At 61.4% G+C, this 14,515-nt stretch carries 13 protein-coding genes and 1 riboswitch; of the genes, 1 reads left to right on the top strand and 12 read right to left on the bottom strand.

Annotation, left to right across the window (positions count from 1 at the left end):
• From CCANI_RS04935 to CCANI_RS04900, 8 genes are all read right to left on the bottom strand, one after another.
• Entirely contained in the window at positions 1-951 is a 951-nt protein-coding gene (locus CCANI_RS04935; RefSeq protein ID WP_146324504.1) for an ABC transporter permease, read from the bottom strand.
• Entirely contained in the window at positions 944-1,870 is a 927-nt protein-coding gene (locus CCANI_RS04930) for an ABC transporter permease (protein ID WP_146324503.1), read from the bottom strand. Before CCANI_RS04930 ends, CCANI_RS04935 begins: the two co-directional genes overlap by 8 nt.
• 110 nt (positions 1,871-1,980) lie before the next feature.
• Positions 1,981-3,564 carry a peptide ABC transporter substrate-binding protein gene (locus CCANI_RS04925; protein ID WP_146324502.1) on the bottom strand — a complete coding sequence of 528 codons (1,584 nt, stop codon included), beginning with the start codon at positions 3,562-3,564 and terminating at the stop codon, positions 1,981-1,983.
• A 1,221-nt stretch (positions 3,565-4,785) separates the two neighbouring features.
• Entirely contained in the window at positions 4,786-6,456 is a 1,671-nt protein-coding gene (locus CCANI_RS04920) for an L-lactate permease (protein ID WP_146324501.1), read from the bottom strand.
• A 225-nt stretch (positions 6,457-6,681) separates the two neighbouring features.
• Positions 6,682-7,149: a nucleoside/nucleotide kinase family protein gene (locus CCANI_RS04915; RefSeq protein ID WP_146324500.1), complete on the bottom strand. Its 468-nt coding sequence runs from the start codon at positions 7,147-7,149 to the stop codon at positions 6,682-6,684.
• 3 nt (positions 7,150-7,152) lie between these two features.
• On the bottom strand, positions 7,153-7,905 hold the full coding sequence (locus CCANI_RS04910; protein ID WP_146324499.1) for an energy-coupling factor transporter transmembrane component T family protein: 753 nt from the start codon (positions 7,903-7,905) through the stop codon (positions 7,153-7,155).
• A complete protein-coding gene (locus tag CCANI_RS04905) occupies positions 7,902-9,257 on the bottom strand; it encodes an ABC transporter ATP-binding protein (protein ID WP_146324498.1) in 1,356 nt (451 codons plus the stop codon). Before CCANI_RS04905 ends, CCANI_RS04910 begins: the two co-directional genes overlap by 4 nt.
• A complete protein-coding gene (locus CCANI_RS04900) occupies positions 9,257-9,841 on the bottom strand; it encodes an ECF transporter S component (RefSeq protein WP_146324497.1) in 585 nt (194 codons plus the stop codon). The genes CCANI_RS04905 and CCANI_RS04900 overlap by 1 nt, the downstream gene beginning before the upstream one ends.
• A riboswitch (TPP riboswitch) is annotated at positions 9,841-9,945 on the bottom strand. (Overlaps the previous gene by 1 nt.)
• A 36-nt stretch (positions 9,946-9,981) precedes the next feature.
• Between CCANI_RS04900 and CCANI_RS04895 the strand changes: the two genes are divergently transcribed.
• Positions 9,982-10,575, top strand: coding sequence for a DUF4232 domain-containing protein (locus CCANI_RS04895; RefSeq protein WP_146324496.1), 594 nt, complete (start codon positions 9,982-9,984; stop codon positions 10,573-10,575).
• On the opposite strand, the gene CCANI_RS04890 is transcribed toward CCANI_RS04895, so the two are convergent.
• From CCANI_RS04890 to CCANI_RS04875, 4 genes are read right to left on the bottom strand one after another with little or no spacing between them, the layout of a single operon-like run.
• A complete protein-coding gene (locus CCANI_RS04890) occupies positions 10,572-11,489 on the bottom strand; it encodes an NAD(P)/FAD-dependent oxidoreductase (protein WP_146324495.1) in 918 nt (305 codons plus the stop codon). The genes CCANI_RS04895 and CCANI_RS04890 overlap by 4 nt on opposite strands.
• A gap of 12 nt (positions 11,490-11,501) precedes the next feature.
• Positions 11,502-12,776 (bottom strand): ABC transporter ATP-binding protein, encoded by a 1,275-nt coding sequence (locus tag CCANI_RS04885; protein ID WP_146324494.1) that lies wholly within the window; start codon positions 12,774-12,776, stop codon positions 11,502-11,504.
• Positions 12,773-13,558, bottom strand: a complete 786-nt coding sequence (locus CCANI_RS04880; protein WP_146324493.1) for an ABC transporter permease — start codon at positions 13,556-13,558, stop codon at positions 12,773-12,775. The genes CCANI_RS04885 and CCANI_RS04880 overlap by 4 nt, the downstream gene beginning before the upstream one ends.
• Positions 13,555-14,499 (bottom strand): ABC transporter permease, encoded by a 945-nt coding sequence (locus CCANI_RS04875; protein ID WP_146324492.1) that lies wholly within the window; start codon positions 14,497-14,499, stop codon positions 13,555-13,557. Before CCANI_RS04875 ends, CCANI_RS04880 begins: the two co-directional genes overlap by 4 nt.
• Positions 14,500-14,515 lie beyond the last annotated feature (16 nt).

The raw sequence follows: 14,515 nt of genomic DNA, 5'->3' as shown, positions 1-14,515 counted from the left end.
TTATCGTTTCCTCGACTTCGGGTCCAGCGCGTCCCGGACGACGTCGCCCATCATGATGAAGCTCAGCACTGTGAGCGCCAGCGCTGTCGCCGGGTAGAACAGCACCATTGGCTGCGTGCGTAGCGAGCCTTGCGCTTTGGCGATGTCGCCGCCCCAGGACACGATGGTCGTCGGCAGGCCGATACCCAGGAAGGATAGGGTTGCTTCCACGACGATAAAGGTACCCAGCGCCACCGTTGCGTACACGATGATGGGTGCCGCGGCGTTCGACAGCACGTGCGTCAGCAGGATAGCGCTTTTCGACGCCCCGACCGCCCGCGCCGCCGTAACATACTCCTCGTTCTTCACACTCAGCACCGCACCGCGGGTAATACGGGCGATATTGGTCCAGCCGAATAGGCCCAGCACGAGCACCACCGTGATAATCGTGCGGTGTTCTTTAAACATCTGCATGACCACGATGGCGGCCAGCACCAGTGGAATGGCGTAGAAGATGTCGGTGATGCGGGAGAGCACGGCGTCGATAATTCCGCCGAAGTAGCCGGCCAGGGCGCCAATGACCACGCCAATTACTACGACGACCAGGGTGGTGAGCACGCCGACGACCACGGAAGCGCGCGCCCCGTAAATGGTGCGGGCGTAAATATCGCAACCTTGGCGGTCAAAACCAAAGGGGTGACCTTCCGTGGGGTTGTCTAGGGAGCGGGTAAGCTCGCACAGGCGCGGGTCGGTGCTGGTAAATAATTGCGGCACGAGCGCCAGCAGCACGGCGATCAGGATCAGCGTTGCCGAGACCCAAAACAGGGGCCGATGGCGCAGGTAACGCCATGCTTCGCCCCACACTGAGGTGGGTGCCGATTCGTCGGCAACCGCGTCGACGGCACCCAGACCGGTTTCGTCTGTTTCCGCGACGTAGTGTTCTTGTCCAGGATAAATCTTCTTCTCAGGCATAGCGGATCCTTGGGTCGAGAAGTGCGTAGATCATGTCAACGAGCAGGTTTGCAATGATGTACACGACCACCAGCGCGGTGGTAAACGACACCACGGTGGCGGGCTCGCCCTTCAAAATGGCTTGGTACATCGTGCCACCGACACCGTTGATGCCAAAGATGCCCTCGGTGACAATCGCGCCGCTCATCAGGGCGCCAAGGTCGGCGCCGAGGTACGTGGCCACGGGGATCAGCGAGTTGCGGAGCACATGGCGGGTAAGCACCGTGCCATTGGACAGGCCCTTGGCGCGGGCCGTGCGCACATAATCGGCGGTGAGGTTTTCACTCACGGACTGGCGGGTAAGCCGCAGCACATAGGCGAATGACACCGCGCCGAGCACGATTGCCGGCATGAGCAGCGACGTAAAGGACACGTTGCTGCCCACGGTCACGGGAAGCCACTTCAGCTTCACCCCGACCACGAATTGGAACACAAAACCGATAACAAAGGAGGGGACGGCGATCACGATCAGCGACAGCACCAGCACGGTGGAGTCGAAGATGCCGCCCTTGCGAATGCCCGCAAGGAAACCAAACCCAACACCAAGCAGGGTTTCGAATACCAGCGCCATTACGGCGAGTTTGATTGTTACGGGGAATGCGTTCGCCATAACTTCAGCGACCGGCCGACCGGAAAAAGTGGTGCCGAAGTCCAATACGAAGATGCCTTTGATATACAGCAGATACTGAATCAGAAAAGGCTTATCCAGATTGTATTGGCTCCGGATGCGGGCTGCAGCGGCTTCGCTCAGTCCGCGTTCACCGCCGAGCGCCTGGACAGGGTCGCCAGGCATCAGGAATACAAAGGCGTAAATGAGTAGGGTTGCTCCGAAAAAGACCGGAATCATTTGAAGCAAGCGACGCCCGACATAGCGCAGCATAAAGGGATTCCTTACGAACTTGTGATAAGCGGGGTTAGCGTAGTGAACGCCAAACGCCCCGGCACGCGATGCGGCCAGGGCTGCGGAATGGTCAAACGGCGATCACCGAACTACTTCTTCGTAACCAGGTGAAGTTCGGCGCGGGACTTCCAGTTGAATGCAACATTGTCCACGTTTTCGGACCAACCTGCGGTCACATTGGAATACCACAGCGGAATCACCGGCAGATCCTTGAGCAGGATCTCCTGCGCTTCGTTGTACAGCTTGAGGGATTCCTCAACATCGTCGGCGGCTGCGGCCTTCTTCAGCATGGCGTCGAACTCTGGGTTGGAGTAGTCACCGTCGTTGCTGCTGGCATTGGTAGCGTAGATCGGGGAAAGGAAGTTACCCAAGCTCGGGTAGTCGGCCTGCCAACCGGTGCGGAACGCGGAGCTAATCGTGCGGTTGGTGATCTCATCGCGCAAGGACTTAAAGTCCGGGTACGGTTTGCCAACGGCCTCGATGCCAAGGGTGTTCTTGATGTTATTGGTCACCGCGTCCACCCAGGACTGGTGCCCACCGTCAGCGTTATAGGCGATGGTGAACTCACCGGTGAACTTGTTCATGGCGTCAGCCTTGGCCCACAGCTCCTTGGCCTTTTCCGGGTTGTACTCCAGCACATCCGCGCCCTTGAGGCTTTCGGAATGACCATCAATCGCGGGCGAGGTGAAGTCGGTTGCCGGGGTGCGGGTGCCCTTGAAGATCTTATCGGTGACGGAATCACGGTCAATGGCCATCGAGATGGCGGCGCGACGCAGCTCACCTTCCGCGCCGGAGAAATGCTCCAGCTTTTCCGGAATGGTAAAGGACTGGAACACGGCGGAAGCCTGGTTCACTTGGCGGTCACCGAGCTCTTGCTCGTAATTGGCGAAGGCGGAGTCCGGAATGGTGTCCAGCACGTCAAGGTTGCCGGCCAACAGATCAGCATAGGCGGCATCAAAGTTCGGGTAGAAAATAAACTTCACGCCGTCGTTCTTGGCCTTGCGGGGGCCGTCATAATCGGGGTTCGGCTCCAAGATGGCGTCCTGGTTATGGTTCCACTCGGCCAACTTGTAGGGGCCATTGCCCACCGGGTTCTCGCCGAAGGCATCCATGTCTTCGAAAGCGACATCCGGAAGCGGGAAGTAGGCGGCGTAGCCTAGGCGCAGCGGGAAGTCAGCCTCGGGCTGTGCCAACTCGATGGTGAAGGTCTTATCGTCGATGACCTTCAGGCCTTCCAGCGGCTTGCCTTCCTCAAAGCCCTTGATAGGCTCGAAGAACGACGCCATCAGCAGGGAATTCTCCACCGTGTAGTTCCAGGCCTTGACAAAGTTCTCGGCCTTGACGGTGGTGCCGTCGGTGAACTTTTTGCCTTCCTGCAAGGTGACGCGATAGGTGGTGTCACCCTCTTTTTCAATGGACTCCGCTAGCTCGTTGTGGATCTTGCCTTCCGTATCGTAGTAGGAAAGGCCGGCAAACAGGACGTCGAGAAGCGAACCGCCACCGGTCTCGTTGGTGTTACCCGGTACGAGGGGGTTTTGGGGCTCGCTGCCGTTGACGGTGACGTAGTCGGTGCCGCCGCCCCCGCCGCCGGAACCGCTATCGGATGAGCAGGCAGTGAGACCGAAAGCCAGAGCGGCCGCCGCTGCGAATGCGAGTATTCTTTTCATGGCCAAGTGAACCTCCTTGAGGATAAGGGATGCTCGTATCCTAACTGTGAGCTGCGTCAAATAATGAATCCAACTAAAGCCACATTACACTCGCTTCACCGGCGGAATGTGAAGAAAAATCGATCTAGCTGGCTAGATCACACTTTTGTAGCGCGCATCACCCGATTGGTTATATATTCCGACTCCCCCTGCCCTACCCCTTCATACGTTTGTTTGAATAGCAGCACACGTTTCTCTTATCGGCTGACCAGCTTCGCGGCGTTGCGAGCGATGCGGACCTAGGGTTTCAGGACGTTTGTTTTGGGCGATGGGTTGCGTCCGTGTACCGCGCCCACTGATGGGTTGCGTCCGAGTACCGAAAGGTTGCGCGCCACCGCCTAGGTCGTCGATGGGTTGTGCGCAACGCCTAGGTCGCCGATTGGTTGTGCGCAACCGCCGACCTGGGGCTGGTCTTTCCATTCTTCATTGGGGCCCCTAACGAAGAAATTCCGGACGAATCTGGGCAAAAAACGCTGCAAATCGTCTTTTTATTCTTCGTTCGGCATCCCAATGAAGAAATCCAGGACGATCGCAGGTCAACGGCTGCGCGCAAGCTATCAGAGAAAGTGGCCGACGGAGCGTTCCCGCACGAGTAGGTTCAAACTTTCCCGAGCCATCGGCCCCACCACATCTGCCTCAGGCAGATCTGACACGGCGAGTTCCCCGTCCTGCGGAAACACCGCCGCGCAGCGGCCGGCGTGTCGAATCTGCCTGAGCGCGGAGAATCATTGGCCGATTCCGGCCCCCAAGTCACCCCAGCGGCAGGAGGTTGTGCGCAACGCCTAGGTCGCCGATTGGTTGTGCGCAACTGCCGACCTGGGGCTGGTCTTTCCATTCTTCATTGGGGCCCCTAACGAAGAAATTCCGGACGAATCTGGACCAAAAACGCTGCAAATCGTCTTTTTATTCTTCGCTCGGCATCCCAATGAAGAAATTCAGGACGATCGCAGGTCAACGGCTGCGCGCAAGCTATCAGAGAAAGTGGCCGACGGAGCGTTCCCACACGAGTAGGGTCAAACTTTCCCGAAATGAACGCCGCGGGCGACCCTGGTTCAGGCAGATCTGACGCGGCAAGTCCAGAGCTCTACACACCCCACATCGCACGGCCCCAACATCGCGAAACGCCGACCCACAAACGTGCGGATCGGCGTTCGAATCGGCCCCTAGGCGAGGCAACCGTCGTTCAAACTAGTGCACGAACGGCGCCATAAAGGAAAGCACATTAGTCTGGAGGAAGACCAAGCAGCATACCACGATCAGCATGCCGAAGGACCAGCCGACGACGGCCTTAAAGATGTCCGATTCGCGGCCTTCCATCTCCACGGCGGTAGCCGCGATGGCCAAGGATTGCGGGGAGATCATCTTGCCCACCACACCGCCGGTGGTATTGGCGGCAAGCATCAGATCCGGGTTCAATCCGGCATGTTCTGCTGCGGTGACCTGCATTTTACTGAATAGCGCATTGGCCGAGGTATCGGAACCGGTCACGGCGGTACCGACCCAGCCGAGCGTCGGCGCGAGGAAGGCGTACACCGCACCGAGGGATGCGACGTATTGCCCGATGGCCACGGTCTGGCCGGAGTAGTTCATCACATATGCCAAGCCCAGCACCAGCACGATGGTGACCGCAGACCACCGCATGCGGTACCAGGTGCCGAGGAATTCTTTCCATACCTCCGCTGGGCTCAGAGCGTACCGGCCGTTCTCGTTATAGATCATGTATGCGACGGCGACGATAAGGCCGGAAATGAGCAACAAGGTACCCGGGTTGAACACCAGCTCCATGTTGTAGGCGGACTTCACTGGGTCGCCGGAGGCGGTAACCAAACGCTCCTTTAGCAGCGGCATCTCGATCACGATCTTCGCCTTTTGCAGGAACGCCTTGACTGGATCCACCAGGTTGGCCACGCCGAAAACGACGGTGACCACCAGGTACGGCATCAGGGACATCCACACGCGGCGCGCCGGAAGATCTTCGTTGAGGGCGGCGGGCGGCAGGTCCATGCGGGCACGCATCTCGTCGACGCCGCGCGGCGTCCAGAAGCGAAGGAAAATAAACGCCACGCCGAGTGAAACGATACAGGCTACGACGTCGGTGAGCTGGTACGCAAAGAAGTTCGAGGTGGCCCACTGCGCAAGGCCGAACGAAATGCCAATGACAAAGGCCGGAACCCAGGCATCCCGCACGCCGCGCATACCGTCGAGAATAAACAGCAGGATAGCGGGGACGAACAGGGCGATCAGCGGGGCTTGGTGGCCCACGATCGCGGCGATGTTCTGGGTCTGCTCCAAGGTACGATCGCCGACATCACCAGCGGTGGTGATCGGGATAGCCACGGCACCGAACGCCACGGGGGCGGTGTTCGCCAGCAACACCACGATGGCGGCCTTGAGGGGCTTCACGCCCAGCGCCAAGATCATCGTTGCGGTGATCGCCACGGGGGCACCGAAACCGGCGAGAGCTTCGAGCAAACCACCGAAACAGAAAGCGATAAGGATGGCCTGAATGCGGACATCGCCTTCGCCAAGCTTGTCGAAAGTTTTGCGGAGGTCTTCAAAGCGCCCAGAGGCAACGGTGATCTGATAAAACCAGATCGCCATCACGATCACCCAGACGATGGGGAAGAAACCAAAAATGCCGCCGCGCACCACGGACATAAACGCCAGTTCGCCCGGCATATTAAAGCCCGCGATCGCCACGATCATCGCGGTGACGGTAGCCACCGCGGCGGAGGTGTGCGCGCGGGCTTTCACGCCGATCAGCATGATAAAGAAGGCCAGCAGCGGAATACAAGCCACGAGGGCGGATAAGCCAAGGCTCCCGCCGACTGAGTTGGTTACAGCGGTAAATGTGTTCACTGCAACTCCTTACAAGGTATCGATTGGTCGGTTGAACTACGAACAAAGCTCAATGGACGTCGCCCCGAATGAGGCACGCCATTCATTTGCCTATTGTTGTACAAATCTCTTCTAATAGAAAATATCGCGCAACTTACACTGCCGCGTCGAACACCGCAGTCCACCGCATGAAAACTCCCTCCCCACCTCAAACGGCTTGGCGAACCCCCGAAATGCGATTTTCCCTCAGCTACCTCCGCCGAGCTCACCCGATCCGCCGAGGGTAATATCGACGTCGGGTAGGTGCGCGAAATGCTCGCGTTCTTGCGTTGCCCATTGCTCCCAATATGGCGCATATCCCGGGTCACGTTTCAGCGCACGCGCCTTCCGCACGTCAGCTGGCGCTTCTACCAGGATTGTCATTACATTACCCCCGGCGCGTATCGACGCCTCACTTACCGCACCTACCCCCTCCACGATAAGGTCTCCGCTGGGCACCGTCACCCAAGCGCCCGGGGCATTCCGATCCCAGTCCCAACGTTGAAACCTGCGTTCGAGGATCACCCCGGCCACCATATCGCGGCCCGCCGCCAACCCCGACCATCCGGGATAGAAATCGTCGAGGTGCACCACGGGCCAGCCCAGAATAAAACCCAACCGGTTTGCCAGCGTGGTCTTGCCGGAACCGGATGGCCCATCGATCAAAATGATCATCGCCTAGGCCCCCAAAAACCGGAAGGCCCCCGTGGCAACCGAAACCCCTATCGAGCATGCGGCGACGCCGAAACAGACGGCGAGGACCACGGCGTCGATACGCGTCATGATGGACTCGCGAGCCCAAGTGCGCTGGTTGGAGCCGAAACCCCGGGCCTCCATGGCGGTCGCTAATGCGGAACCGCGCCGTAACGCCAGCACTAAAAGGCCGAATGCCATGGACATTCCGTGTCGAACACGCCCTCGATCGGCGATGCCGCGTGCCCGCCGCGCTCGCGCCATCGCCTCCCAATCGCGGCGAAACAGGCTGAGCAAACGCACGCCCGCCACCGCGCCCACCACGAACCGTGGGGGAAGCTTAAGGCGTTGGGCTACGCCGTCGCCAAGATCGGTGGGGTCTACCTGCGCCGTCAGCACCACCACCGGGATGCCTACGGCCAAGACGCGGACCATGATCGCCATCGCAAGGGAGAGCGAATTATCGGTGATATGAGCGAATAGAAAGGAGGCGTATTCGCGGCCCTCCGGGCGGCCATACAGCGCCATGGAAATGCCAGAAAGCGGGGCGGCCACCAGGATCGGCACGCTGCGGCGCGCGACGGTACGCAAGTCCACCCCCAACAAGGGGGCGAGCAACAATGTCCACGCGAGCGACACCCCCGCAGACACGATATCCACGCTCAGCAGCAGCGGCGTGGTCACGATCAGCAGCCCCAAAATGCGGGTCACCGGGTTGAGCGTTGGGGGCGTTTTCATTGCAGCGCCACCTCGTAATCGCCAATAGCTTCGAGGAAAAGTTCGTCGTGCGAAATGGCGCAAATGGTTACGCCTTCGGTGGTTAAATCGCGCAGGATCTGCACCAATTCAATAAACGTTCGCCGATCCTGACCGAACGTGGGTTCGTCCAGAATCAGGAGCTCGGGGGCTGCGACCAATGCCGTGGCCACGGACAGCCTGCGCTGCTGCCCTCCGGACAGCGTAAACGGGTTCGCCCTGGCCAAGTGTTCTAATCGGAGCCGGTGCAATAATTCGGCGATGCGCGCCTCCGCATCCACGCCCATGACCTGCGGGCCCACCCGCATTTCTTCCAGCACCGTGCGCGCCACAAATTGATGTTCGGAATCTTGGAACACATATCCGATCCGACGGGCGAGCGCGCGGGATTTCCAAGTATGCGGCTCGCTGCCGAAACCGGCGATGCGGCCTCCTAAGGGTTTTAAAAGCCCAGCTAGCGTCAGCGCCAGCGTGGTTTTCCCCGCACCATTGGGCCCAGTAATCACCGTCGCCGCGCCCTTAGGAAGGCTCAGGTTGCGTGGCGACCCGACCGGTTTCGAATATCCGACCACCAGTTCCTCCGCGCGAAGCAGCTGGGTATCGCTCGTGCGACGCTGCCACGCGGGCATCTGCGCATTGGGCAGCCACACCCCCGGCAGCTCCAATTCCGCCACGAGCTCCGGCGGGCCGTCGGCGATAACGCGGCCATCGCCAATCACGATCACCCTGGTAATCAGGTCCATCCACTGTGCGACCCTGTGTTCGACCACCACCAACGTTGCGCCCGTATTTTCGACGGCGTGACGGACGGCGTCGACAACCTCGACAACGCCGCGCGGATCGAGGTTTGCCGTCGGTTCGTCCAGCAGAATCAGCCCGGCGTGCATGGCCAACACCCCGGCCAGCGCGAGGCGTTGCTTCTGCCCGCCGGACAGCTCGGCCGTGGGGTGGTCGAGCGGGAGATGCAGGCCGACCGTGCGCAGGGCGTGCTCCACACGCGGCCAGATCTCCGCACGCGGGACGCATAGGTTTTCGCAGCCAAAGGCGACGTCATCGCCAATGCGGCTAGAAATCACTTGCGAATCCGGATTTTGCAGCACCATGCCCACTGGGCCCGGATTCACCGTAATGCTGCCGGTGCGTTCGCCGTCTTCCGAATCCCCGAGCACCCCGGCCAGGGCCGCTAGCAGGGTGGATTTGCCGGAGCCGGACTCGCCAAGCAATAGGACGCGCTCCCCCGGTTCGATGCGCAGGTCAAGGCCTTGCAACGCTGGGAGCTTGCGTCCGGCATGCCGCCAACCGAATCCCTTGGCGATGACTTCACTACCCGCCATTACACCAGCTGCTGCTGTTCCCTACCGGCGGCGAAACGATCCAGCGCGCCGGTGGCGGCCAGTGCGCGCACCAGTACGAATGCCAGCAGGCCCGCCAGAACGATCCCGGACAGCGAGCAGGTGATCAGGTAGATCACATTAAACACCGCGCCCTTGGCGTAATTCGCGGAGATCACCAGTTCGAGCAGCCAGGCGCCCACACCCGCGGCAGCCCCGGCAAGCATCGCCACGCCGGGGCCAAAGCGCCGATACGCGAACGCAAGGAGCACGAGCTCGGCGCCAAGACCCTGTGCTAGGCCCGAAAACAGGGTTTCGATGCCCCATTGGTTACCGATCAGCGCGGAGACCAGCGCCGCGATCACCTCAACAAACACGGCCGCGCCGGGCTTGCGAATGATCAGCCCACCGAGCACCCCACCGAGGAACCAAACACCTGTTGCAACACCGCCAAAGCCTGGGGTGAGCGTATCCGCCGCCGAATACCACGCGTAGCCGATCGAGTTCCACACCCAGAAGATCAACCCGCACGCGACCCCGAGCACCGCCGCCACCACGATATCTACGACGCGCCACTTGTAGTTCATATTCAAAAATCCTTTCTTCCTACGCCGGTACCAACCGGATCAGGTTCAAACGGTTCGCACAGTGCATCTCAGCCCAAACGTTTTGGGCACCCGCGTGGCTTCTACTATACGTCGCTGGTTGCAGGGTCTACCCTAAAGGCATGAGCAATCACATCAGCAACATGCGTCCCATTGGTTACACGGCGATGCTTGTGTTGGCTACGACACTCACTGCCTGTGGCCCCCAATCCACCGCCCCACCCAGCTCAAACACGCAATCAGAAACCCCGCAAGCGAGCGTGCCCCAACACTCGCACACCACGCGGGGAAACTCCGCCAATTGCAGCGCCGAACAACTATCCGCCACAGCCTCCGATAGCGAAGGCGCGGCGGGAAGCACCTTTTACACCATCACGCTCAATAACACCGGGGACTCCGAATGCTCGCTGTCCGGATACCCTGGGGTCTCCCTCGTGGACGCCCAAGAAAACCAACTCGGAGCGCCCGCAGGGCGGGAATCCGGAGATCCCGGAACCCCCGTGACGCTACCCCCGGGAGGGAACGCAGCCTTTACGCTGCGCATCCTCAACGCGCTCGCCTACGAGCCGAAAACCTGCTCGGCTACCGACACCGCCGTGAACCTCAAGATCTACCCGCCGGAGGAACACGGCTGGATCCTGCTGCCATTCACGGCCACCACGTGCACGAACCCGGACATCGTGATCCTCAAAGTCAGCGGGGTCCGCGCCCCCTAGCCGGTGTGCGAAAGCGTTTCCGCAAACAACGCTTGGTCGATCCACATCGCGGCGCGCTGCCCCTCACCCATGCCGGCCGCCACGAAACCCAATGGAACGGGCGCCGCACGGTTCATAGCACAATCCCCCACGGCATACACCCCGGGCACGCTCGTCTGATGCTGCGCATCCACCGTCACCGCAGCCCAATCCGCATTGCTCTCACAACCAAGGTCCGCGGCCAATCGATTGCTCTGCGTGGCATCCGGGCGATAGAACACACGGTTGCATTCCAAGGTATCCCCATTGGCAAGCTGAAGCTGCAACGCCGGTTCGGCGCCGGTAATGCGGGTGACGGGGACGTCGATAAGCGACACCCCGGGCACCGGGTCCACCGCAAGGCCCTGCGTGCACAACACCACGTCCTGGCTAAAGCGATCGCGCAGGTAGCGTGCGATCATCGCGTCCATCGGGCGCACGGCAAGCACCGCGATCTTGGCGTCCAAAGATTCGAATCCATGGCAATAGGAGCAGTGGTACACGCCCCTGCCCCAGCGCTCCGAAAGCCCCGGCAGCGAACCCAATTGGTCGTGCTGCCCGGTGGCCAGCAACACATATTTCGCGCGCACCGTGCGGCCTGCGAAAGTAACTTCGAATGCGCCCTGCTGTCCGCCAATACGTTCCACCACGGCGCTGCGGCGCTGAACGCCTGGGAATTCATCAAGCTCCGCACGACCCAGCCGGAAAAACTCGTCAGGGGAAATGCCGTCGCGCGTCAACACCATATGGATCGCGGGGGACGCGGCGTTGCGGGGATCACCGGAATCCAGCAACAACACGTGCCGCTGCTGGCGCCCCAACACGAGGGCTGCGCTCAGGCCGGCCGCGCCACCGCCCACGATGGCAACATCAAACACTACGTCGTTATCGGTCATATTTTCGGCTCCTTAAGATGGTTCAAGTGCGATCACACGATCCGCCCACTGGCAGATAGCGTCCTCGTGGCTCACCGCCAGCACCGCGGTGCCGGCCTCGCACAAACGGTCTACCTCGCCGAGGACGCAATCGCGGGTATCGGGGTCGAGCGCGGCGGTAGCCTCGTCCAAAAGCAAGACGGGAGGACGCAACGCAATGGCCGCCGCAAACAGCACCCGCTGCCGCTGCCCACCGGACAACTCACCCGGGCGCCTATCCAATAAATGTTCGATTCCCAGGCGGGTGCACACCTCGATATCGGGCTGACGCAGGATCCGGGCGACGCTATGCGCCGGGTTCAAACTCAACGCCGCATCCTGCGGCACCCAACCGATGCCACGCCGCTGCGCGATAGAACGCCGCGCAAGCTGGGGCGCGAGCACGGCCCCCTGCACCGCCACACTGCCGGTATCCGGGACGTGCAGGCCCAGGATAGCGCGCAGCAAGGTAGTTTTGCCGCAGCCGGAAGGGCCCGTCAAGGCCACCACTTCGCCCGCATGAACTGTGACGTCCAAGGGTTGGGAACGCGGCTGACCAGCATGTCCCGCATCCAAACCGCGCACCTGCAACACCGAAGTGCCCACTGCCGGCACCTCGCCACGCGTCTTAGGCACCCGTTGCGGCGGCGGCCCGATGCGCACAATGCGATCCGCCACCCGCTGCGCGAACTCCAAATCGTGGGTGATCACCAACTTTGCCGCGCCCTCCAGCTCCGCCAACGCTGCGCACACCTTTTCTAATGTGGCGGCGTCGAGGCCGGCGGTGGGCTCATCGAAAATCACCGCCTCCGGCTGCGACACCAACCCGCGGGCCAATGCGACACGACGCCGCTGACCGCCCGAAAGCTGCGCCGGATAGGCGTCCATCAGGTGTTCGATCTCCAAAAACGCGGCTAGGGGCTGTGGATCGACCTGGGCGCGTTCCGCAAGCAGCCGACGCACCGTGAAATGCGGCGTCAAAGCCGCCCCCGGATCCTGATCAATATATGAAACGCGTTTGCGAAACTCTCGCAGCCGCTTGCCGCGCAAGTGCAATGGCTCGCAACCCGCCACCGTCACGCGGCCTTCCGTCACCCGCAACCGCGTCGGCAACTGCCCCACCAAGGCCCTACCCAATGTGGACTTACCCACCCCAGATTCGCCCATAAGTGCGACAGTTTCGCCGGGGGACACGCGGAGGTTCACGTGTTCGAATAACGCCTCCCCCGCGGCGTCGATACGCACACAAAGCTTTGCGACGTCGATCATACGTCACCGCCCCCAAAACTCAGCACGCTCAACGGCACGGTCAATGCCATAATCGCCAGCGCAGGCGCGGCAACGCCCCACGGATTCAGCATCACCCCAGATAACCCGGATTGGATAAGCGTGGCCCACGTATCGCTACCATCCCCAACGCCTGCACCTAGGAAGGACGCCGTAGCCGTAAGGTACACAGTGGCGACGAAACGCAAGGACACATCGGTGGCGAACGGACGTGCTAAAACGGGTGCGACCTCGCGCACCACAATGCGCGCCCAACCATCGCCACGGCAACGCGCGAGTTCGATAAAACCGGCGGCCAGCACGCGCTGCGCGGTCGCCTCGAAAAACCGGCTCGACAAGGGCAACGCCAACACCACGCTCGCGCCAATCAACCACGGCGCCGACAACCCCGTCGAAGCCGCAATAGCAAGCATGATCACAATCGGAGGGACCACCAGCAACGCATCGAGCAGGGTACGCGTCACGCCGCGCGCCCATTGCGGCACCATCACATACAGCGAACCCACCACCAAGCCTGCGGCACTAGCCAGGCACGCCGCCACCAAAGGCACCACCACGAGCACCGCATTCCCAGAGAGCATGCGGGCCGCAATATCTCGGCCGAGGCGGTCCGTGCCAAACACATGTTCACCAGATGCGGGTTCGAATGGAGTTGCGGAAATATCGGTGGCCGACGGCAAACCAATAACCGGCGCAAGCAGCGGGCCAAACACCGCCAACACAACGGCCACGGCCCACACGAACGCCGCCCCAACACGAATCATTTGGTCACCACCAAGCGCTTCCTTTGGGTATCCGCCAACGCAAACAACACCAACGTCACGGCCGCCAACGCCACCGTCAACGACGCAACCGCAGTGGTTTCACGCTGGCCGACCAAGCCGGTAAGCAAACCGCCAATCCCCGGATAGCCCACCACAGATTCCACCACCACGGCACCGGACAATAAATACGGCACCACCGCTACGATCAATTGTGCGATCGGGGCGGCAACAACCGGCAGAATATGAGCGATCACGACCCGCGCGGGATGGACCCCCGCTCCCGTGGCGGCTTGCACATGCGGGAGCTCCGCGGCGTCGGCAACCACGGAACGCACCATGCGCAACAACCATGCGCCCGCCGCCAGCCCGAGGGACAACGCCGGAATCACCAAAATGTTCGGACTATCCAACGGCGAACGGCCCGGCGCCACCAAAGAAACTTGCGGCACCAGCCGAAACTTCGCGGCCAAAATCACCACCAGCAGCGTAGCCACCGCAAAATCCGGCACCGCGATCACCGTCTGTGCCGCCATTGACCAGCCACGATCGCGGCGCGAGCCCGGCCGGCTGCCCGCATACACGCCGCCGCCAACGCCCACCAACAACACGATCGGCGCAGTAACCGCAGCCAACAATAGCGTATTGCGCACGGCGGGTGCGGCCAGCGAAGCCAATGGCTTGCCTGAAAGCGCCAAGGTGCCCAAGTCCCCAGTGGCCAAGCCAAACAGCCACTGGCCGAGCCGCTCCCACACCGGTCGATCCAGGCCCAGCTCCGCCCGCAGCGACGCGAGGGCTTCTGGGCTGGTCGGGCCGAGCGATTGGGTGGCTACGTCGCCGGGCAGCGCATCCATGACCAAAAACACGAACACAGCGGCGATAAGCAACGTCACCGCCAGACGCAGGATGGCGCGCAACATGGTAGCCAGTGCGGTTGGTCGCACGGTGCGCAAGGCGGAA

The sequence above is a fragment of the Corynebacterium canis genome, assembly GCF_030408595.1.
Classification (GTDB): Bacteria; Actinomycetota; Actinomycetes; order Mycobacteriales; family Mycobacteriaceae; genus Corynebacterium; species Corynebacterium canis.
The sequence above is the reverse complement of the archived record's forward strand: the minus strand, read 5'-3'. Positions and strand labels throughout refer to the sequence as shown.